Raw genomic sequence first — 20796 nt, forward strand, 5'->3', positions numbered from 1 at the left:
CCACCCGGACCCGTCACGTCGGGCAGGTTCGCCCATGCGGGCTACGTCCTGTCGGCGACGAACGTTCCTCGGGCGTGAACGGTGACGACCAGGCCGCGTTCGCGCAGCTCACGCATTGCCATCCGGACGGTTCCCCGGGCGACGCCGTACGTCTGCTGCAGGTGCAGTTCGCTGGGCAACGGCTGGCCGGGGCGCAGCTTGCCCTCTTCGATCTCCCTGGCGAGCACGTCCGCCAACTGCCGGTAGAGCGGCACGTTGTTCAGCGGGCTCGTCATGGGCGGAGCGTAAACACGCACAGGATCTATACGTGTTCAGGGATGTCCAGCCTATAGACGTCTAGAAACTAGACGTACATGGACTGTACATTTGTCGTGCCCCGCACGAAGGCGGCCCCCGACCAGCGATTGCGCCGCTGGCCGGGGGCCTTGATCGCCGAGCTAGGAGGCGACCATGAGCACCCTACCTACCCTGGCCACCTGCGGAGACCCTGCGACGGTCCGGATCGAGCTGTACACGCCCGGCTCCTTGGACGCCTGTGCGTACACCTGCGCGGCGCACACCGTCCGCGCGAGCGCAGCGGTCGCCCAAGCCGGTCTGGCGGCCCACGTGACGGGTATGGCACCGGACATGAAACGGTCCTGCGGTGACGTGTTCGTCTACCCGACCGGTGCCCTTGGCGGCGCTCCGGCCGACCTGACGCACCCGCACTGGTGCAACCGGGACGACTGCGAACGTCGGGGTCGGCACCGTTCCCGCATCCTCCGCTCGGACACCAACCGACCAGAAGCATTCATCGTCGGCGTGGCCCTGGTGCAGGCCCTTCACCCGGCTGCCGAGCCGACGGTGCGCTTGACGAGCGTGGAGGGCGGCGCGGAAACGAGCCTGGTCCTGTCGGTCGGGCAGTCGCGGGTCCTGCGGTACCGGCTGGCCAATCTGCTCGACATGGCCAGGGCGGGACGCAACGGGGGGCGCTGGGCGTAGTCCACCCGGTAGGGGGCCGCCCGAACCCGGTGTTCCGCGACGCCTGACTACCCTTGGTACCCGTGCCAGAGGGACACACCATCCACCGCCTGGCGGCCCGGCACGCCGAGCTGTTCGCCGGGGACAAGGTCACCGCCAGCAGCCCGCAGGGCCGCTTCACCGAGGGCGCCGCCGTGCTCTCCGGCACCGTCCTCGACGGCACCGAGGCGTACGGCAAGCACCTGCTGCACCACCACGCCGATGAGCGCACCCTGCACGTCCACCTCGGCCTGTACGGCAGGTTCACCGACGGGGACGGCGAGCCGCCCGTACCGGTGGGGCAGATCCGGTTGCGGCTGGCCAGCGACCGGCACTGGCTCGACCTGCGCGGACCCACCGCCTGCGAACTGCTCACCCCGCCCGAGGTGGCGGCGCTGCGCGACCGGCTCGGCCCGGACCCGCTGCGCGCCGACGCCGACCCCGACCGGGCGTACGCCCGCATCCGGCGCAGCCCCACCCCGCTCGCCGCGCTGCTGCTGGACCAGTCGGTGGTGGCCGGAACCGGCCTGATCTTCGTGACCGAGGCGCTGTTCCGGGCCGGCCTGCGGCCGACGCTGCCCGGCCGGCAGTTGACCCCGGCGGGCTGGGTGGCGCTCTGGGCCGACCTGGTGGCGCTGATGACCCTGGCGGTGGGCAGCGGCCGGATCGACACCGTCCGCGACGCCCACCTGCCCGAGGCGATGGGCCGCCCCGCCCGCGTCGACCGGCACGGCGGCGAGGTGTACGTCTACCGCCGCCCCGGCGAACCCTGCCACGTCTGCGGCAGCCCGGTCAGCCGGGGCGCGCTGGCGGGTCGCAACCTCTACTGGTGCCCCACCTGCCAACCCTGACCCCGGCCGGGGCGGCTACGGGCCGTCGACCAGCCAGCTGGCCACCTCGACCTGGTTGGTGAAGACCTTGTCGCCGTCCAGGCTCCACGCGAGGCAGTGCGCGACCGTCCAGTCGGCCACCCGTTCCCGGTCCAGCCCGAGCGCGCCGGTGATCCGGTCCAGCCGCCGCCGTACCCCCGCCGGGGAGTGCCCCAGCTCGACGCCGCGCACGATCGGCACCACCGCGAACTCCCGCTCACCCAGCAACGGCTTCGGGTCGATCACCAGCCACGGTTCGCGGGTGGCCCGCAGCACGTTGCCGGCGTGCATGTCCTGATTGACCAGGACCTGCTCGCCCTGGGTGTCGACCAGCCGGTCGAGCCGGTCGAGCGCCGCGTCGACCAGCCGCCGCCCGTACGGCCGGCCGGCCCGTTCCCACCGCTCGGGTAGCCGGTGCCGCCAGCCGGCGGCCTCCTCGGCGAGCGGGGTGAACGGCCCGGCCGCCCGCCGCCACAGCCGGGGCAGCAGCGCGGCGACCACGTCCACCGCCTCGTCGGCGGGCAGCTCGTGCAGCGGCGAGCCGGGTCGGCACCGCTCCACCAGCAGCGCCCGCCGCCGCGGGTCGTGGGCGAGCAACCGGACCGCGGCCTCGCCGTCCCAGTACGCCAGCGCGTCTGCCTCGTGCCTGCTGTCCGGGTCGGGGTACTGCAACTTCAGCACCGCCGCTGTGCCGTCGGGCAGCTCGGCCGGCATCGCCAGCGAGGCGAACGCGTACGGGAAGGGCTCGCCGAGCCGCAGCGACCACTGCCGCGCGCACTCGTCCCGCCACCGGGGCAGGGTGGCCAGCCACTCCCGCCCCTCCGGCGTCTGCCGCACCCACGACAACCCGGCCGGAATCTCCACCGCCCCATTGTGGCGACCGTGGAGAGTTGTTGCTGCCCTGGCGACAACAACTCTCCACACAGAACGCGACGACCGGATGCGCCGGGGCTGGTCAGGGGTGCCAGCCAGCGGCGGTGAGGGCGGCGCGGAGCTGGGCCGCCACCTCGTCGGGGCGGTGGCGGACGTCGAACGCGGTGAACCGCAGGATCCGGTCCCCGGAGATCCACACCCCGTTCTGCCGGCGCAGGTCCGCCGCCCACTGCCGGACGTCCATGTGGTGTGCCCCGTCGACCTCGACGTGCAGCCCCCACCGCCGCCAGTAGGCGTCCAGGTAGCGGGTCCGCCCGTCGGCGTCGAGTCGCCGTTCCTGCAGCTCGGGCCGGGGCAGCCCGTACCGGCGACAGAGCCGGACCAGGTCGATCTCGGACAGCGCCTCCGCGCCGCCGGCCAGGTCGGCGACGGTGTGCCGGATCAGAGTCGACCGGCGCAGGCGGGGCAGTCGACGGGACACCGCGTCGAGTTCCCCGGGGGTGACCCGGCGCTGCTGGCAGCCGGCCGCCAGCACCGCCTGGGCGTCGTCGTCGCTGCGCATCCACTGAGCCGCGTCGATCAGCGAGCGGGCCATCGTGGTGCGGTCCGGCCGCCCCCGTTGCCGGTCCTCGTCGCCCAGGTGCCGGGTCCGTCGTACCCGCACCGCCGGCATGCCGAGCGGCAGCCGGCGCAGCAGGTCGGGAGCCTGCCGTTGGTACGGGATCAGCACGTCCACCGCCTCGTGCCGCCACCGCCCGCGCAGGCCCCCCGCCTGGGCCGCCGCGAGACCGGCCAGGACGGCGTCGGCACCGGCGGCCAGCACCGCCACCCAGCGCGACTGGTCGATAGTCACCGGGCCACCGCCGACCCGCAGGATGCCCCGGCACACCCGCTCCCAGCGGCCGGTGGCCAGCAGGTGGCGGACCCGGGAAGGGGTGAGTTCGGCGGTGGCCTGCGCCCAGCTCACCACCCCGGCCTGCGTGAAGAGCAGCCAGTCGAGGGCGGCATCGTCGTCGCCGGGCATCCGCATCCGACGAGCAGACCATGCTTTGTGGAGAGTTGTTGTCGCCCCAGCGACAACAACTCTCCACAAAGGGACGCGTGCCGACGCACCGTCACGCGATGGTGCGGCGTGCGGCGCACGGTGGAGCGGTATGGCGCGCCTTGCGCGGCGGTGCGGCGCAGAGCGGGGCGGGGCGGCGCGGGTGGTCGGTGGGGGTGGGCGGTAGGCGGTGCGGGTCAGCGGTCGAGGGCGTCGACGGCCTTGCGGGCGGCGATCAGCACCGGATCCCAGACCGGGGCGTACGGCGGGGCGTAGCCGAGATCGAGGGCGGTCATCTCGTCCACCGTCATCTCGTTCCACAGCGCCACGGCCAGCGCGTCGATCCGCTTCGCCGCCTCCGAACGGCCGACGATCTGTGCGCCGAGCAACCGGCCGGTGGGCCGCTCGGCGATCAGCTTCACCGTCATCGGTTGGGCCCCCGGGTAGTAGCCGGCCCGGTTCGTCGACTCGGCGATCACCGAGACGAACTCGAACCCGGCCGCCCGGGCGTCCCGTTCCCGCAGCCCGGTACGCCCCACCTCCAGGTCGCAGACCTTCGTCACGGCGGTGCCGATCACCCCGGGGAAGGTGGCGTACCCGCCGCCGATGTTGATCCCGGCGACCCGGCCCTGCTTGTTGGCGTGGGTGCCGAGGGGGACGTGCACCGACATGCCGGTGACCCGGTGCAGGGTCTCCACGCAGTCGCCGGCCGCCCAGACGTCGGGCACCCCGACCACCCGCATCCGCCGGTCCACCAGCACCCCGCCGGTCTTGCCGAGCGGGAGGCCGGCGGTGGCGGCGAGCGCGGTGTTGGGGCGTACCCCCAGGCCGAGGACCACGACGTCGGCCGGCACCGGGCCGGCGGAGGTGACCACCGCGGACACCCGACCGTCGCGCTGCTCGACCCCGCTGACCGTGACGCCGGTACGGATCTCGACGCCCAGCCCGCGCATCGCCTCGGCGACCAGGCGGGCCATGTCCTCGTCGACCGTGGCCATCGGCTGCTCGCCCCGCTCGACCAGGGTGACGGCGAGCCCGCGCTGGATCAGCGCCTCGGCCATCTCCACCCCGATGTAGCCGCCGCCGACCACCACCGCCCGGCGGGGCTCGGGGGTGCCGTCGAGCCAGGCCCGCAACCCCGCCGCGTCGTCCAGCGTCTGGATGCCGAAGATGCCGTCGACGTCGTCGTCCGCCCAGTCCGGCAGGTTGGGGACCGCGCCGGTGGCGTACATCAGGGTGTCGAACCGTTCGCGGACCTCGCCGCCGTCGTCGAGCCGGCGGGCGGTGACCTCCCGCCGGTCGAGGTCGATGCCGGTGACCTCGGTGCGCAGCCGCACGTCGATGGCGAAGTCGTCGCGAAAGGTGGCCGGGTCGCGGGCGATCAGCGCGTCCCGCTCCTCGACCAGCCCACTGATCCAGTACGGGATGCCGCACGCCGAGTACGACGTGAAGTGTCCCCGCTCGAACGCCATGATCTCCAGGTCGTCGACGCCCCGGCGACGACGGGCCTGGGAGGCCGCCGCCATCCCGGCGGCGTCCCCTCCGACGACGATCAGCCGCTCTGCCACGACGCCCACTCTTCCACGCACCGGCCGTCCCCGGGCGGCCCACCGACACCCCGGCCACTGTCGGGTCGGCCCGCACCACGACGGTCACCGACACCCCGGCGACTGTCGGGTCGGTCCGCACCACGACGGTCACCGACACCCCGGCGACTGTCGGGTCGGTCCGCACCACGACGGTCACCGACACCCCGGCGACTGTCGGGTCGGTCCGCACCACGACGGTCACCGACACCCCGGCGACTGTCGGGTCGGTCCGCACCACGACGGTCACCGACACGCCGGTCGCCGGAACGACGACCGGCGTCGGGTCGGCCGGCCCGACGGCGGCCAGTCCCGGGCCGGTCAGCCACGGGTCTGCCGGGCGACCTCGGCGACCACGTCCTCCAGCCGGCCCGACCGGGCGAACACGGCCCGCTGCCGGGCGGCCCCGGTGCCGTGCCGACGCAGCCCGGCCAGCAGGTCGGTCACCTCGGCCAGGTCGTCGTGCGCCACCAGCGCCGGGCGGACCCGCTCGACCAGCCGGTCCACCAGCTCCCAGGCCGGGCACAGCTCACCGTTGGCCAGGTCGACGCCGTCGCCCTCCAGCCCGTCGTGGGCGGCCCGCCAGTGCGCGGCGACCAGCAGGTGGTGGTCGGTGTTGACCGCCGGGCGGCCCGCCGCCACGTCCGCCATGGCGGTGGCTACCAACGCCCGGACCAGGGCGGCCACCAGCACCGCGTCGTCGACCGACGGGCAGACGTCGCCGATCCGGACCTCCACCGTCGGGTACTTCGCCGACAGCCGGGCGTACCAGTAGAGCATCCCCTCGTCGAGCATCACCCCACTGGAGATCAACTGCCGGATCAGCCGCTCGTAGTGCTCGTGGGACTCCAGGTAGGGGGTGGGCGCCACCGACGGCCAGCGTTCCCACTCGACGGACCGCCAGCTCGCGTACCCGGTGTCGACGCCCTCCGAGAACGGCGAGTTGGTGGTCATCGCGTGCAGCACCGGCAGCCACGGCCGGATGTGGTTGAGCACCTGCACCCCGGTGTCCGGGTCGGGGACACCCACGTGCACGTGCATGCCGTTGTTGCCGGGGCCGGGCACCAGCAGCCGGAACCGCTCGATCATCCGGTCGAAGCGGGGCTTGTCGACCACCGCCGGCACCGGTCCCGCCGCCGGCCCCGTCCCGATGGCCAGCACCCGGACGCCGGCCCGCTCGGCGGCGTCGGCCAGCGCGCCGCGCAGCACGCCCAGCGAGTGCCGGATCGACGCCAGCTCCAACCCCGGCGGGCTGCCGATCTCGATCTGGCTGGTCTGGAACTCCCGCTCCACCTGCCCGCGCAGCTCGGCCGGCACCTGCTCCATGACCAGGTCGACGGCGGGCACCGCGGCACCGGTGTGCGGATCGACCAGGAGGAACTCCTCCTCCACCCCCACCGTGAGCCGGTCGACCCCGGTCCGCTCCGGAGTCACCTCCCCGGCCGCCACCCCACTGGTCATCGCCATCACCGTCCGTCCGTCCGTCCCGGCCGCGGCGGGTCCGCTGCGGTCCTGCCCGGCCCATTACCCGCGGTGTCCGGCGGAGAAAACGCGACACGGCGAGCCGTCGCGCCGGATGCTTACCATGGCCCGGTCCGCCGACCGGTGCCGTGCCGCACCCCCGCCCCGGCCGGGGCGGGTCGGGGCGGCGAGGGAGGGAGGCCAGGTGACCCCGACGACGGTGGCCCGGGAGGCGTCCCCGCTGCCCGTCCGGCCCGGCCAGCCCGTCCGGCCGCCCGCGCCGGACTGGCGGCGGCAGGTGCCGAGGATGTTCGCGTCGCTGCTGTGGTTCGTCGCCGCGATCTGCGCGCTGGCGGCGGTGAGCAGCGCGGCCAACGCCGAGTTCCAGCCGGTCCGCAGCACCATCGACACGTTGCTGGTGCCGGCCCCCGCCAACCTGGCGTACGCCGTCTTCCTCGGCACCCTCGCCGCGGCGGTGCTGCGTCGCAAGCGGCTGGCGTACTGGGTGCTGGTCGTCTACCTCATCCTCAGCCTGGTCGTCGGCGTGCTGACCGGCCTGCTGCTGGTGACCGTCGGCGCGGACCGGCTCACCGACGACGCCGGCCGACGGCTGTTCACCCTGGTCGAGACCGTCGGCGTCTGGGTGGGGATCGGCTTCGCCGCCGTCGCGCTGGCGCTGCTGCGGGCCGCCCGACGGGAGTTCTACGCCCGGGTCCGCAGCGGCAGCACCCGACGCGCCCTCGGGGTGTTCTTCGGCCTCGCCACGGCGGCCGTCGGGCTGGGCTACCTGCTGCTCACCGCCGTGCCCGGCAGCCTGCACAGCTGGCTGGACCGGGTCGGGTACGCCATCGAGAAGGTCTTCGGCGGCGCGATCACCCTGGACGTCACCCGGCAGGGTCAGGCCCCCGGCTGGGTCAACCTGCTGCTCGGCGGGATGGGCGCGGTGGCCTTCCTGGCCGGCCTGTTCACCCTGCTGCGCTCGCAGCGCGCCGCCGCCGTGCTGCACCCCGACGAGGAGCAGCGGATCCGGGAGCTGCTGGCCCGCTACGGCGACCGGGATTCGCTCGGCTACTTCGCCACCCGGCGGGACAAGGCGGCGATCTTCTCGGCCAGCGGGAAGGCGGCGCTGACCTACCGGGTGGTCAACGGGGTGAGCCTGGCCAGCGGCGACCCGGTCGGCGACCCGGAGGCGTGGGGCCCGGCGATCACCGCCTGGCTGGACCAGGCCCGGGAGTACGCCTGGACCCCGGCGGTGATGGGGGCCAGCGAGATCGGCGCGCGGGCCTACCACCGGCACGGGCTGAAGGTGCTGCAACTGGGCGACGAGGCGATTCTGCTGGCCCGGGAGTTCGACCTGGGCGGGCGGGACATGCGGCCGGTCCGGCAGGCGGTGCACCGGGCCGAGCGGGCCGGGTACACCGCCGCCGTCCGCCGGCACGCCGACATCCCGCCGGCCGACCTGGCTGACCTCGCCGCGCTGGCTACCCGCTGGCGGGACACCGAACACGAGCGCGGCTTCTCGATGGCGCTGGGCCGGCTCGGCGACCCGGCCGACGGCGACTGTGTGCTGGTCGAGGCCAGGGACGGCAGCGGCCGGGTGCGGGCGCTGCTGTCGCTGAGCCCGTGGGGGGCCGACGGGTTGTCGCTGGACCTGATGCGCCGGGACCGCACCGCCGACAACGGGGTCACCGAGTTCATGGTGGCCGCGCTGCTCGGTGCCGCCCCCCGGCTGGGCGTCGAGCGGGTGTCGTTGAACTTCGCCGTGTTCCGGTCGGTCTTCGAGCAGGGCGCGCGGATCGGCGCCGGCCCGGTGATCCGGTTGTGGCGGCGTACCCTGCTGTTCTTTTCCCGCTGGTGGCAGTTGGAGTCGCTGTACCTGTCCAACGCCAAGTACCAGCCGCACTGGACGCCCCGCTACCTGTGCTTCGGCGAGCGGCGGGAGCTGGCCCGGGTGGGGCTGGCCGCCGCGGTCGCGGAGGGCTTCCTGGCGTTGCCCGGTGGCCGGCCGTCCCCGCTGCACGGGGTGCCCCCGGCCGGGGGCGGGGTGGGTTTCGTGCCGCCGGACGCCGGTGCGGTGCAGGCGGTCAGCCCGGAACCGGCCCGCGAGCAGCTTCCCGAGCAGGTCCGGGTCCGGCGGGCGAAGCTGGACCGGCTGCGGGCACAGGGCGTCGAGGCGTACCCGGTGGGGTGGCCGCGGACCGACGACTGCGCGGCGGTGCGGCGGCGGCACGCCGGGCTGGCCCCGGACACCGGGACCGGGGAGACGGTCTCGGTGGCCGGGCGGGTGCTGCTGGTCCGCGACCACGGCCGGATCTGCTTCGTCACCGTCCGTGACGGCAGCGGCGACCTGCAACTGGTGCTGGAGAAGGAGCTGGACCGGTGGCGGGCCACCGTCGACATCGGTGACCACGTCGGCGCGACCGGCGAGGTGTACGCCACCCGGCGCGGCGAGGTGTCGGTCCGGGTGGCCGACTGGCGGCTCACCGCCAAGTGCCTGCGCCCGCTGCCGGACAAGCACCACGGCCTGGCCGACCCGGAGGCGCGGGTCCGCCGCCGCTACCTGGACCTGGCGATCAACCCGCAGGCGCGGGAGCTGCTGCGGGCGCGCAGCGCCACCCTGACCAGCCTGCGGCGGACCCTGGTGTCGCGGGACTTCCTGGAGGTGGAGACGCCGATCCTGCAACGGGTGCACGGCGGTGCCAACGCCCGCCCGTTCGTCACCCACAGCAACGCCTACGACCTGCGGTTGACCCTGCGGATCGCCCCCGAGCTGTATCTCAAGCGGCTCGCGGTGGGCGGTGTCGAGCGGGTCTACGAGCTGGGCCGGGTGTTCCGCAACGAGGGCGTCGACTTCAGCCACAACCCGGAGTTCACCGTGCTGGAGGCGTACCAGGCGTACGCCGACTACCACGACATGCGGGAGCTGGCCCGGGAGTTGATCGTGGCGGCGGGGGTGGCGGTGCACGGCGCTCCGCTGGCCCGTCGACCCGACACCGGTGAGCTGGTGGACATCGGCGGGCCGTGGCCGGTGCACACCGTGCACGGGGCGGTCTCCGCCGCGCTGGGCGAGGAGGTCACGGTCGACACCGACGTCGCCGCCCTGCGCCGCCTCGCCGATGCGGCCCGGGTGCCGTACGACCCGGCCTGGCAGCGCGCCGAGCTGCTGTCGGAGCTGTACGAGCGGCTCGTCGAGGCGGCCACCGACCTGCCCACCTTCTATCTGGACTTCCCGACCGAGGTCTCGCCGCTGACCCGCCAGCACCGGGCCGATCCCCGGTTGGCCGAGCGGTGGGACCTGGTGGCGTTCGGGATGGAGCTGGGCACCGCGTACTCGGAGCTGGTCGACCCGACCGAGCAGCGACGGCGGTTGACCGCCCAGTCGCTGAAGGCGGCCGGCGGTGACCCGGAGGCGATGGAGCTGGACGAGGACTTCCTCACCGCGCTGGAGTACGCGATGCCGCCGACCGGTGGTCTGGGGCTGGGCGTGGACCGGCTGGTGATGCTGCTGACCGGCCGGTCCATCCGGGAGACCCTGCCGTTCCCGATGGTCCGCGAGTCCTCGTGAGCCGCCCCCGCCCGCACTCTGACCCGGACCCGGCGTCCGGGTCGGCGGGCCGTGCGGGCGACGGGCACCGGGCCGCCCGGACCGGGGCGGCGGTGGCGTTGCTGGCGGCGGCGGTCTGCTACGCCTCCTGGCTGCTCGCCCCGGTGCTCAATCCGGGGCTGCGGCCGGTGCGGAGCTACCTGAGCGAGCTGGCCGCGCGGGACCAGCCGTACCACCTGTTCTTCCAGCTCGGCGACGTGGTGACCGGGCTCTGTGCGGTGGTGGCCGGGGTGCTGCTGGGCCGGGTGGCCCGGGAGGTGCCCCGGGTGGCCCGCTGGGGGCTGGTGGTCTTCGGGGTGGCGACCGCCGTGGACGGCGGCTGGACCACGATGGACTGCGCCCCGTCGGTGGACGCCCGCTGCGCGCGGCTGGAGGAGCTGGGTGAGCTGTCCTGGCGGCACCAGGCGCACACCGTCACCTCGTCGGTGGCGGTGGCCGGGGCGTTGCTCTCCCTGGTGGCGCTGCTCGCCGTGCTGCGCGGCCCGGCCCGCCGCCGGACCGGCCTGGTGGTGGCGGTGGTGCTGGCGGTCGGCACGGTCGGGACGCTGGTCGCCTCGGTCCACCCGGGGTACGGGCTGGGCCTGTGGCAGCGGACCCAGCTGGCCGGGCTGTCCGGCTGGCTGCTGCTGGCCGCCGCCGTCGCCCTCCGGGGGACCGGCTCCCGCCCGGAGCGGTCCCGGTGACCGGCCCACCCGCCGACCGGCCCGCCGCCGGCGCCGACCGGGCGGTCCGGCCCGCGGCCCACGACGACCGGGCGGCCCGGGCCGGCGGGCCGGGGGTGCTGCTCTGCCCGGGGATGGGGGAGGGGGCGTCGACCTGGGACCGGCTGGTCCCGCTGCTGACCGCCGCCGGCTGCCGGGTACGCCGGCTGGACCGGCCGGACGACGGCCGGGTGCCCACCCTCACCACCGAGCTGGGCCGGATCGACGTGGCCGTCGCCGAGCTGGGCCGGATCGACGTGGCCGTCGCGGGGCTGGGCCGGCCGGTGCTGGTGGCGCACTCGGCGGCGGCGTTGCCCGCCGAGGCGTACGCCCGGCGGCATCCGGGCCGGCTGGCCGGGCTGGTGCTGGTGGATCCGAGCCTGGTGGATCCGGGCGGGGCGACGCGGTGGGGGTGGTGGTCGGCGCGGTCGGCCGGCGCGGCGGCGGCGCTCGCCCCGGTGCTGGCCGGAGGGCTCGACCGGTCCGGGCTGGCCCGTCGGTGCGGCCCGTGGGCGTGGCGGCGGGCGGTGCACCGGATGAGCGTCCGGCCGCCCGACCCGGCGTCGGCGGTGCCGTGGGGTTCGGGGGCGGTGCTGGTGGGGGCGTTGACGCAGTGGCTGGCGCATTCGGCGGTGGCGGCGGAGCTGCTGGCGTTGCGGGCGGTGACACCCGCGCCGGTGCTCCCGGTGCGGGTGCTGACCGCGCTCGGCGACGTGACCACCCCGGCGGGCCGGGCGGCGTGGCGGGTCGGGCACGCCCGGTTGGCGGCGAGCTTCCCGGCCGGTCGGCAGGAGGTGTTCCGGGATGCCCGGCACCTGGTGCACGTGGACCAGCCGGCGGTGGTGGCCGCCGCGGTCGCGGCCGTCCGGCGTGACAGCGGGTCCTAGTCTGGGGCGCGTGTCGGGGCTGCGGGTGGTGACGGGTCTGTGGGCGTACGCGCTCGTCGGGCTGACGTTGCTCGCGGACCGGCCGGGCGACCTGCTGGCCGGGGCGGCGGTGGTGGCCGCGCTGCTGCTGGTCGCCCTGCTGGCGGCCCGGCCCCGGCCGGCGGTCGGGTCGGGCGGCGGTCGGCGGCAGGCGGTCGGGTTACGGGCCCGGCGTCGGGACGTGCCCCGCCAGGTCGATCCGGACGCGCCGGGTCGGCCGCGTCCCCGGGCACCCGGGGGTTCCCCGCCGGTCGGCTGGTCCCCGGTCGCGGGCTGATTCCGCGCCCCGCCGACCCCCGACCGGTTCCGTCGTCATCCGTCGCACTGTGGAGCACCGGCAGCCCTGACGGGCGGCCGGCAGCCGTCCCGTGCGGACCACCGGAATTCGGCCCGAGGGGTTTCATCATGCTCGCCTTCTCACCTGTGCACGACGCGGCCGCCGCCGCGGGTTCCGTCGTCGGCTGGCTCGCCGAGCTGCTGACGCCGCTGGCCGGCGGGGCCGCCACCGCCGCCGCGATCGTCGCCTTCACCATCGTCGTCCGCCTGTTGATCTCACCGCTCACCGTCGCCCAGGTCCGCGCGGAGCGGCGTCGCGCGGCGCTCGCCCCGCAGCTGCGCCAGCTCCAGCAGCGGTACGCGGGCGACCCGGCGACGTTGCAGTCGGAGGTGTTCGCGCTCTACCGCCGGGCCGGGGCGTCGCCGGTGGCGGGGTGCCTGCCGGCGCTGCTCCAGGCACCGTTCTTCCTGGTCATGTACCGGCTCTTCGGCACCGGTGACGGTGCCGTCGGGCTGCTCGACGCGCGGTTGGCCGGGGTGCCGCTGGGCTGGCACCTGGGCGACGGGTTGTCGCCGTCGGTGCTGCTGGTCTTCGGGGTGCTGCTGGCGACCCTGGCCGGCCTGGCCACGGTGCTGTCCCGGCGGGCGGCGGCGTCGGCCGCCGTCCCGGGTGACCAGTCGGGGGCGGCACTGCTGGCCCGGGTGCTGCCGCTGCTGCCGTACGGCACGGTGCTGCTGGCGTTGGTGGTGCCGTTGGCGGCGGTGCTCTACCTGGTCACCACGACCGGGTGGACGGTCGCCGAGCACGTGCTGCTGCGCCGGCCGCTACCGGAACCGGTCGAAGCCATCGACGAGCGTTGACAAGTGCGGGGACGGGAGCGTAGAAAACCGCTCAGAGAGCGCTCTCTAAGCTCCCGTCCCCGATGGAGAGGCACCCCCGATGAACGCTGTCCCGGCGGCTCCGGTCGCCCCCACCGCCCCGCGCCGGTCCCGTCGCCGGCTCGCCCTGGCGGTCACCCTCGCCGCCGCCACCGCGCTGACCGGCGTCTCGGTCGCCGCGCAGGCCGCCGTCCCGACGCCGCCGTCGGGGTGGAGCCTGGTGTGGAGCGACGACTTCACCGGCGCGGCCGGCACCCTGCCGTCCTCGGCCAACTGGATCGTCGACACCGGCACCAGCTACCCCGGCGGCCCGGCCAACTGGGGCACCGGCGAGATCCAGACGTACACCGGCAGCACCGCCAACCTGGCCCACGACGGGTCCGGCAACCTGCGGATCACCCCGCTGCGCGACTCCGGCGGCCGGTGGACCTCGGCCCGGATCGAGACGGTCCGCACCGACTTCAAGCCGCCGGCCGGCGGGGTGCTGGCGATCGAGGGGCGGATCCAGATGCCCAACGTCACCGGCGCGCAGGCGGCCGGCTACTGGCCGGCGTTCTGGGCGCTCGGCTCGCCGTACCGGGGCAACTACCAGAACTGGCCGGGCATCGGTGAGATCGACGTGATGGAGAACGTCAACGGGCTCAACCAGGTGTGGGGCGCGCTGCACTGCGGAGTCGCCCCGGGCGGGCCGTGCAACGAGTTCAGCGGGCTGGGCGCCACCCGGGTCTGCCCCGGCAGCGCCTGCCAGGCCGCCTTCCACACCTACCGCACCGAGTGGGACACCTCGGTCAGCCCGCAGCAACTGCGCTGGTACGTCGACGGGCAGCTGTTCCACACCGTCACCCAGACCCAGGTCGGGGCCAGCTACTGGGCGCAGATGACCGGCCACGGCGGCTACTTCCTGCTGCTCAACGTGGCGATGGGCGGCTCCTTCCCGGACGGCGTGGCAGGTGCCGTCACGCCGACCGGCTCGACCGTCTCCGGCCGGCCGATGGTGGTCGACTACGTCGCGGTCTACCGCCGGGGTGGCGGGTCCACCCCGACGCCGACCCCCACCACGCCGGCCCCGACCACGCCGCCCCCGTCGGGCACCGTGGACGCCTACTCGACGATCCAGGCCGAGGCGTTCTCGGCGCAGAACGGGGTGGCCGTCGAGACGTGCGCCGAGGGCGGGCAGAACATCGCCGCGCTGCGCAACGGCGACTGGGCCCGCTACGACAACGTGGACTTCGGCACCAGCGGGCCGCGCGACTTCCTGGCCCGGGTGGCCTCCGGCGCGGCGGGCGGGGTGAGCGGCCTGGTCGAGGTGCGGCTGGACAGCCCGACCGGCACCCCGATCGGCAGCTTCGCGCTGGCCAACACCGGAGGCTGGCAGAGCTGGCGGTCGGTGCCCGGCAACGTGTCGGCGGTGACCGGCCGGCACAGCGTCTACCTCACCTTCAGCAGCGGCCAGCCGGCCGACTTCGTCAACGTCAACTGGTTCACCTTCCGCCGCTGACCGGGCGGTGCGGGGTCCGTGCCGGGGTGCGCGGACCCCGCACCCATGCGCCGGGCCGGCTCGCGCCCCGGCGACCGCCCGTGCCGGGGTGGTCGGGAGGCGGCGGGGAGCGGGCGGCCGGAACGGGCTCTGGACATTAACAGTTAAGAGTCTTAATAATGAGCGCGGACGTGGACGACCGTGGATCGGTTCCCCGGTCGTCCCGGCGGTCCCACCCCCGGACCGCGCCCCCGGCCCGCGCAGGCGGACCGGTCGCACCCCCCGCCCCGGTCCCTGGAGGCCACCCGTGAGACTCCGCTCCCCCCGCGCGGCCACCCTCGCCGCCGCGCTCGCCGCAGCCCTGGTCACCGGCACGATCGTGGCCCCGCCGGCCGCGTCCGCCGCCACCGCCGCCTTCGTCCGCACCGCCAGCTGGAGCAGCGGGTACGAGGCGAAGTTCACCGTCACCAACGACACCTCGACCGCCGTCAGCTCGTGGAACGTCCAGTTCGACCTGCCGTCCGGCAGCACCGTCGGCTCGTTCTGGGACGCCCGGCTCAGCAGCTCCGGCCAGCACGTCACCGCCCTCAACCAGAGCTGGAACGGCAGCCTCGCGCCGGGTGCCAGCACCACCTTCGGCTTCGTCGTCGCGGGCACCGGCGACCCGGTCAACTGCACGGTCAACGGCGCGGCCTGCACCGGCGGCGGCCCCGGCAACCCGACCGGCCCGGCCACCCCGGGCGGACTGCGGGTCACCGGCACCACCGCGTCGTCGGCCACGCTGGCCTGGAACGCCGTCTCCGGCACGGTCACCGGCTACCGGGTCTACGAGGGCGGCACGGTGAAGGCCACCGTCACCGGCACCTCGACCACCGTCTCCGGGCTGGCCGCCTGCTCCACGCACAGCTGGACCGTCACGGCGTACAACGCGGCCGGCGAGTCGGCGAAGTCGTCCCCGGTGTCGGCCACCACCACCGGCTGCACCGGCGGCACCGGCACGATGGCCGCCGCCCCCTACCTCTACCCGGGCTGGGGTGACCCGCCCGCGCCGGCCACCGTGATGGGGGCGACCGGGGTGAAGTGGTTCACCATCGCGTTCGTGCTCTCCGGCGGTGGCTGCACCCCGGCCTGGGACGGCTCCGGGCCGCTCACCGGGGGCGCGCACGCCAGCACCATCGCCGCGATCCGGGCGGCCGGCGGCGACGTCATCCCGTCGTTCGGCGGCTGGAGCGGCAACAAGCTCGGCCCGAACTGCGCGTCGGCCAGTGCGCTCGCCGGGGCGTACCAGCAGGTGATCAACGCGTACGGCCTGAAGGCGATCGACGTCGACATCGAGAACAGCGACGAGTTCGAGAACGAGGTGGTGCAGGACCGCATCCTCGGCGCGCTGAAGATCGTCAAGCAGAACAACCCGGGGATCAGGACGATCGTCACCTTCGGTACCTCGACCACCGGGCCGTCGTACTACGGCACCCGGCTGATCAACCAGGCCGCCGCGCTCGGCGCGAACATCGACACCTTCACCATCATGCCTTTCGACTTCGGCGGCGGGGCGAACATGTACCAGAACACCGTCAACGCCGCCGAAGGGCTGAAGACCACGCTGAAGTCGGCGTTCGGCTGGTCGGACGCGACCGCGTACGCGCACATGGGCATCAGCGGCATGAACGGGCTCTCCGACCAGCAGGAGCTGACCTCGCCGGCCACCTGGACCCAGATCCGGGACTGGGCCAAGGCGCGGGGGCTGTCCCGCTTCACCTTCTGGTCGGTCAACCGGGACCGCCCGTGCCCGGGGGGCGGGGTGGTCGCCAACTGCTCCGGCATCGCCCAGAACCTGTGGGAGTTCACCTCGATCACCGCGCGGTACTGAGCACCACCGCCCGGTGGGGCCGGCCGGTCCGGGCCTCCCGGGCGGGCCGGCTCCCGGTCAGCGGCCGGTGGTCACCGACCGCCGGTCGTCCCGGTCGCGTCGGGAGCGGATCTTCCTGGCCGCCCAGCTCCCGATCATGACGGCGAAGACCGCGAAGATGGCGTAGTTGAACCAGTCGCTGTACTTCTCCACGTCCTGCCAGCGCGAACCCAGGGTGTAGCCGAGGCCGACGACCAGTGCGTTCCACACCCCGCTGCCGAGCGTGGTGAGCAGCACGAACTCGCCCATCGGCATCCGGTTCGCGCCGGCCGGGACGGAGACCAGGCTGCGTACCACCGGCACCAGCCGGCCGATCAGCACCGCCCACCGGCCGTGCCGCTCGAACCAGCGGTCGGCCTTTTCCAGGTCGTCCCGGTCGACCAGCGGGATGCGGTCCAGCCAGTGCTTGAGCCGCTCCTCGCCGATCGCCGCGCCGAGCCAGTAGAGCACCAGCGCGCCGACCAGCGAACCGACCGTGGCGGCGGCGACGATCACCACCAGGTTGAACCGGCCCTCGGCGGCGAGGTAGCCCGCCATCGCCAGCACGATCTCGCTGGGGATCGGCGGGATGATGCTCTCCAACGCCACCAGGAAGGCGACGCCGACCGCCCCGAGGGAGTCGATGACGCTCGCCACCCAACCGGTCAGCCCGGTGAACTTGTTCGGGTCGACGTCCTGGGCGAGAGCCATTGTCGTCCTTTCCACGGGGCCGGTGGGATCGGACAGTGTTACCCGCCGGGCCGCCGCTCACACCTGGTCGTGGGCGATCCCACCCGCCGACGCCCGGCCTGCTGACCCGGCCGACCCCGGGCGCGGCCGGACCGTCCCCGACTGATCCGGGGGTCAGTCCGTCGGGTGCAGCGCCGGATCCGCCGGCCCCTGCCGCCAGCCGGTGAACCGGACGGTCAACCCGCCCCGGGAGGGCGAGCAGCAGAACGGCCCGGCCAGCGCGACCACGTCCGGGGCGAGCGGGGCGAGCCGGACCAGCCGCCACGGCGTACCGGCGGTGCGCGCCCGGACGGTCAGCGCGTCGCCGTCCCGGCTGACCCGCACGGTCACCTCGTGCCCGCTCCAGTCCGGCACCGGGGCCACCGACCAGTCCGAGACCTCCCGGGTGACCACCGCGCCGACCTGCGGCAACCCGTCGCTGATCTCCACCCCGGCCTTCACCCAGTTCCGTTCGTCCACCCGGACCAGCACCCCGGCCTGGTCGAACTGCGCCGTGTAGTCCAGCACGAAGGTCACCTCGACCGCGGTGTCGACGGGGAACCCGGCGAGCAGCGCCGACCCGTCGTCGTGGACGAAGCCGTAGCCGGTGTGCCGCCACAGGTCGCTCTCCGCCCCCGGCTCCACCAGCAGGCCACCGTCGTCGGTCCGCTCCACCCGCACGGGTGGGTGCAGCCACCGGCCCTCGTCCCAGTCCACCACGCGGGCGCCCACCGTCGGATGATCAGCCATGCCGGCACCGTACCCCGGCCGGCGGCGCGGGGGCGGTGACCCGGATGCCCGGCGCGGGAGGGTGACCCGGTGCCCGCCTGTGGGGAGGGTGACCCGGGCGCCCGCTGCGGGAGGCGGTGACCCGGATGCCCGGCGCGGCCACCGGAGGAGGGTTCGCGTTTGCGGGGCGGGCGGATCGGAGACATTAGGCCGGCATGGGTGACAGGTGGTACTCCGAGGCCGTCGTCTACTGCCTCGACGTCGACACGTACGCGGACTCCGACGGTGACGGGATCGGTGACTTCCGGGGCCTGATCGGGCGACTCGACTACCTGGCGCGGCTGGGGGTGACCTGCCTCTGGCTCAACCCGATCCATCCCTCGCCCAACCAGGACGACGGCTACGACGCGACCGACTTCTACAACGTCGACCCGCGACTGGGAACCCTCGGTGACTTCGCCGAACTGCTGCACCAGGCCCGGAACCGGGGCATCCGGGTGATCATCGATTTGGTGGTCAACCACACCTCCGACCAGCACCCGTGGTTCCAGTCCGCCCGCTCCTCGCCCGACTCGCCGTACCGTGACTGGTACGTCTGGGCCGACCACGAGCCGGCGGACCGGCACCAGGGCATGGTCTTCCCGGGTGAACAGCACGAGACGTGGAGCTACGACCGGACCGCCAAGGCGTGGTACTACCACCGCTTCTACCGGTTCCAGCCGGACCTGAACATCGAGAACCCGAAGGTCCGCGCCGAGATCAAGAAGATCACCTCGTTCTGGCTCCAGCTCGGTGTCTCCGGGTTCCGGATGGACGCCGTGCCGTTCATCATCGAGCAGACCGAACCGGGCAACCCGAACGCGCCCAAGGACTTCGACTTCCTCACCGACCTGCGCCAGCACGTGCAGTGGCGACGCGGCGACGCGGTGCTGCTGGCCGAGGCGAACGTCGAGCCCGACCAGCTCCCGGTCTACTTCGGCGACGGCAGCGGCTCGGGCAACCGGATCCACATGCTCTTCGACTTCATGCTCAACGGCCGGCTCATGCTCGCCCTCGCTCGGGAGGACCCGGAGGCGATCATCGACGCGCTGCGCGACACCCCGAAGCTGCCCACCGGCGGCCAGTGGGCCACCTTCCTGCGCAACCACGACGAGATCGACCTGTCCCGGCTCACCGCCGACCAGCGCAACGACGTGCTGGCGAAGTTCGGCCCGGACGAGAACATGCAGCTCTACGGCCGGGGCATCCGCCGGCGGCTCGCCCCGATGCTCGGCAACGACAGGCGGCACATCGAGCTGGCGTACGCGCTCCAGTTCTCGCTGCGCGGCACGCCGGTGCTGCGCTACGGCGAGGAGATCGGGATGGGGGAGAACCTCGCGCTCGACGGGCGGGATGCGATCCGTACCCCGATGCAGTGGTCGTACAAGGAGAACGCCGGCTTCTCCACGGCGGACCCGGAGAAGCTGATCCGCCCGGTGATCGACCAGGGTGACTTCGGCTATCAGAAGGTCAACGTCACCGCCCAACGGGGCGACGCGACGTCGCTGCTGGCGTGGTTCGAGCGGATGATCCGGACGCTGCGGGAGGCCCCGGAGATCGGCTCCGGCTCGACCTCGCACATCGACGTGCCGATGCCGGCCGGGGTGCTCGCACACCGCGCCGACGGCCCCACCGGCACGATGGTCTTTCTGCACAACCTCGGCACCGAGGACGTCGAGGTGGATCTGAGCAGCGTGGCCCCCGAGGCGGACCTGCCGATCGACGTCCTCACCGACCGGGGTTACGGCGACGTGGGCAAGCTGGACAGCCTCAAGCTGGCCGGGCACGGCTACCGCTGGATCCGGCTCTGCCGCTCCACCGGCTACTGACCCGCCACCACTGACCCGCACCCGTCGCCGGCCGGCAGCGTCGCCGGCCGGCGACGGGTCCGTCCGGGCCGCCGTTGCGTTAAGCTCCTCCGATCGAGCCACAAGTTACCGGGAGGTAATCGTGTCGGAGGAGACCCGCGTCGCCATCGTGACCGGAGCCGCGCGCGGCATCGGCGCGGCCACCGCCCGGCGGTTGGCCGCCGACGGCATGGCTGTCGCCGTGGTCGACATCGAGGAGTCGGCGACCGGGCAGACGGTGGACGCGATCACCGCCGCTGGCGGCCGGGCGCTCGGGGTCGGCGCGGACGTCGCCGACCGGGCCCAGGTGGAGGCCGCCGTCGCGCGGGTCGCCAACGAGCTGGGCGAGCCGACCGTCCTGGTCAACAACGCCGGGGTGCTGCGGGACAACCTGCTGTTCAAGATGACCGACGCCGACTGGGACACCGTGCTGGGCGTGCACCTGCGCGGTGCGTTCCTGTTCAGCCAGGCCACTCAGCGGCACATGGTGGAGCAGAAGTACGGCCGGATCGTCAACCTTTCCAGCACCTCCGCGCTGGGCAACCGGGGCCAGGCCAACTACGCGGCGGCGAAGGCGGGCCTCCAGGGCTTCACCAAGACCCTCGCTATCGAGCTGGGGCCGTTCGGGGTCACCGTCAACGCGGTCGCCCCCGGCTTCATCGTCACCGACATGACCGCCGCCACCGCCGCCCGGATGAAGGTCGACTTCGACGCCCTCCAGAAGCACGCCGCCGCCGAGATCCCGGTCCGCCGCCCCGGCCGACCGGAGGACGTCGCGCACACCATCTCGTTCCTGGCCAGCGAGGGCGCGTCCTTCGTCTCCGGGCAGGTCATCTACGTCGCCGGCGGGCCGAAGGACTGACCAGCCCGC

18 protein-coding genes are annotated in these 20796 nt (G+C 74.1%); 11 read left to right on the forward strand and 7 right to left on the reverse strand.

Translation table 11 applies throughout. The annotated features are described in order from the left end of the window. Positions 1–41: 41 nt before the first annotated feature. A complete protein-coding gene (locus tag GA0070623_RS23650) occupies positions 42–275 on the reverse strand; it encodes a GntR family transcriptional regulator (RefSeq protein ID WP_067315389.1) in 234 nt (77 codons plus the stop codon). Between the two features lie 175 nt (positions 276–450). On the opposite strand from GA0070623_RS23650, the gene GA0070623_RS23655 reads away from it, so the two are divergent. Continuing rightward, positions 451–981: a hypothetical protein gene (locus tag GA0070623_RS23655; protein WP_067315380.1), complete on the forward strand. Its 531-nt coding sequence runs from the start codon at positions 451–453 to the stop codon at positions 979–981. A 62-nt stretch (positions 982–1043) separates the two neighbouring features. Beyond that, entirely contained in the window at positions 1044–1850 is an 807-nt protein-coding gene (locus GA0070623_RS23660; protein WP_067315377.1) for an Fpg/Nei family DNA glycosylase, read from the forward strand. 15 nt (positions 1851–1865) lie between these two features. Here GA0070623_RS23660 and GA0070623_RS23665 read toward each other — a convergent pair whose 3' ends face one another. The 4 genes from GA0070623_RS23665 to GA0070623_RS23680 form a co-directional block, all read right to left on the reverse strand. Next, complete coding sequence (locus GA0070623_RS23665; protein ID WP_067315374.1) at positions 1866–2732, reverse strand: aminoglycoside phosphotransferase family protein; 867 nt, start codon at positions 2730–2732, stop codon at positions 1866–1868. Positions 2733–2823: 91 nt separating this feature from the next. After that, positions 2824–3771 carry a PDDEXK family nuclease gene (locus GA0070623_RS23670; protein ID WP_084261637.1) on the reverse strand — a complete coding sequence of 316 codons (948 nt, stop codon included), beginning with the start codon at positions 3769–3771 and terminating at the stop codon, positions 2824–2826. A gap of 209 nt (positions 3772–3980) precedes the next feature. After that, positions 3981–5351, reverse strand: coding sequence for an FAD-dependent oxidoreductase (locus tag GA0070623_RS23675; RefSeq protein WP_067315392.1), 1371 nt, complete (start codon positions 5349–5351; stop codon positions 3981–3983). A gap of 339 nt (positions 5352–5690) precedes the next feature. Continuing rightward, on the reverse strand, positions 5691–6830 hold the full coding sequence (locus GA0070623_RS23680) for a carboxylate-amine ligase (RefSeq protein WP_172898455.1): 1140 nt from the start codon (positions 6828–6830) through the stop codon (positions 5691–5693). A 205-nt stretch (positions 6831–7035) separates the two neighbouring features. Between GA0070623_RS23680 and lysX the strand changes: the two genes are divergently transcribed. From lysX to GA0070623_RS23715, 7 genes are all read left to right on the forward strand, one after another. Next, on the forward strand, positions 7036–10395 hold the full coding sequence (gene lysX / locus GA0070623_RS23685) for a bifunctional lysylphosphatidylglycerol synthetase/lysine--tRNA ligase LysX (protein WP_231932532.1): 3360 nt from the start codon (positions 7036–7038) through the stop codon (positions 10393–10395). Beyond that, on the forward strand, positions 10392–11117 hold the full coding sequence (locus GA0070623_RS23690; protein ID WP_067310197.1) for a DUF998 domain-containing protein: 726 nt from the start codon (positions 10392–10394) through the stop codon (positions 11115–11117). Before lysX ends, GA0070623_RS23690 begins: the two co-directional genes overlap by 4 nt. Continuing rightward, positions 11114–12022, forward strand: coding sequence for an alpha/beta fold hydrolase (locus tag GA0070623_RS23695; RefSeq protein ID WP_067310199.1), 909 nt, complete (start codon positions 11114–11116; stop codon positions 12020–12022). The genes GA0070623_RS23690 and GA0070623_RS23695 overlap by 4 nt, the downstream gene beginning before the upstream one ends. A 10-nt stretch (positions 12023–12032) precedes the next feature. Next, a complete protein-coding gene (locus GA0070623_RS23700; protein ID WP_067310203.1) occupies positions 12033–12338 on the forward strand; it encodes a DUF6412 domain-containing protein in 306 nt (101 codons plus the stop codon). A 128-nt stretch (positions 12339–12466) separates the two neighbouring features. Further along, positions 12467–13198: a YidC/Oxa1 family membrane protein insertase gene (locus GA0070623_RS23705; protein WP_067310206.1), complete on the forward strand. Its 732-nt coding sequence runs from the start codon at positions 12467–12469 to the stop codon at positions 13196–13198. A 79-nt stretch (positions 13199–13277) separates the two neighbouring features. Then, complete coding sequence (locus GA0070623_RS23710) at positions 13278–14714, forward strand: carbohydrate-binding protein (RefSeq protein ID WP_067310209.1); 1437 nt, start codon at positions 13278–13280, stop codon at positions 14712–14714. 286 nt (positions 14715–15000) lie between these two features. Then, a complete protein-coding gene (locus GA0070623_RS23715) occupies positions 15001–16563 on the forward strand; it encodes a cellulose binding domain-containing protein (protein WP_067310213.1) in 1563 nt (520 codons plus the stop codon). Positions 16564–16620: 57 nt separating this feature from the next. On the opposite strand, the gene GA0070623_RS23720 is transcribed toward GA0070623_RS23715, so the two are convergent. Both GA0070623_RS23720 and GA0070623_RS23725 read right to left on the reverse strand, forming a co-directional pair. Continuing rightward, the gene (locus GA0070623_RS23720; RefSeq protein WP_067310215.1) at positions 16621–17292 is read right to left on the reverse strand and encodes a DedA family protein; all 672 of its coding nucleotides are present in this window, start codon (positions 17290–17292) and stop codon (positions 16621–16623) included. Positions 17293–17445: 153 nt separating this feature from the next. Continuing rightward, positions 17446–18060, reverse strand: coding sequence for a DUF1349 domain-containing protein (locus GA0070623_RS23725; RefSeq protein ID WP_067310221.1), 615 nt, complete (start codon positions 18058–18060; stop codon positions 17446–17448). A 194-nt stretch (positions 18061–18254) separates the two neighbouring features. On the opposite strand from GA0070623_RS23725, the gene GA0070623_RS23730 reads away from it, so the two are divergent. Both GA0070623_RS23730 and fabG read left to right on the forward strand, forming a co-directional pair. Further along, positions 18255–19907, forward strand: a complete 1653-nt coding sequence (locus GA0070623_RS23730; protein WP_067310224.1) for an alpha-amylase family protein — start codon at positions 18255–18257, stop codon at positions 19905–19907. 121 nt (positions 19908–20028) lie between these two features. Continuing rightward, positions 20029–20787: a 3-oxoacyl-ACP reductase FabG gene (fabG, locus tag GA0070623_RS23735; protein WP_067310227.1), complete on the forward strand. Its 759-nt coding sequence runs from the start codon at positions 20029–20031 to the stop codon at positions 20785–20787. The last annotated feature ends 9 nt before the right edge of the window (positions 20788–20796 follow it).

The organism is Micromonospora rifamycinica (genome assembly GCF_900090265.1).
GTDB lineage: Bacteria > Actinomycetota > Actinomycetes > Mycobacteriales > Micromonosporaceae > Micromonospora > Micromonospora rifamycinica.

Bases quoted from the DNA above. Each gene is read 5' to 3' on its own strand.
- GA0070623_RS23650 (WP_067315389.1), bottom strand. From the start codon at position 275: ATGACGAGCCCGCTGAACAACGTGCCGCTCTACCGGCAGTTGGCGGAC.
- GA0070623_RS23655 (WP_067315380.1), top strand. From the start codon at position 451: ATGAGCACCCTACCTACCCTGGCCACCTGCGGAGACCCTGCGACGGTC.
- GA0070623_RS23670 (WP_084261637.1), bottom strand. From the start codon at position 3,771: ATGCGGATGCCCGGCGACGACGATGCCGCCCTCGACTGGCTGCTCTTC.
- GA0070623_RS23680 (WP_172898455.1), bottom strand. From the start codon at position 6,830: ATGACCAGTGGGGTGGCGGCCGGGGAGGTGACTCCGGAGCGGACCGGG.
- GA0070623_RS23705 (WP_067310206.1), top strand. From the start codon at position 12,467: ATGCTCGCCTTCTCACCTGTGCACGACGCGGCCGCCGCCGCGGGTTCC.
- GA0070623_RS23710 (WP_067310209.1), top strand. From the start codon at position 13,278: ATGAACGCTGTCCCGGCGGCTCCGGTCGCCCCCACCGCCCCGCGCCGG.
- GA0070623_RS23720 (WP_067310215.1), bottom strand. From the start codon at position 17,292: ATGGCTCTCGCCCAGGACGTCGACCCGAACAAGTTCACCGGGCTGACC.
- GA0070623_RS23725 (WP_067310221.1), bottom strand. From the start codon at position 18,060: ATGGCTGATCATCCGACGGTGGGCGCCCGCGTGGTGGACTGGGACGAG.
- GA0070623_RS23730 (WP_067310224.1), top strand. From the start codon at position 18,255: ATGGGTGACAGGTGGTACTCCGAGGCCGTCGTCTACTGCCTCGACGTC.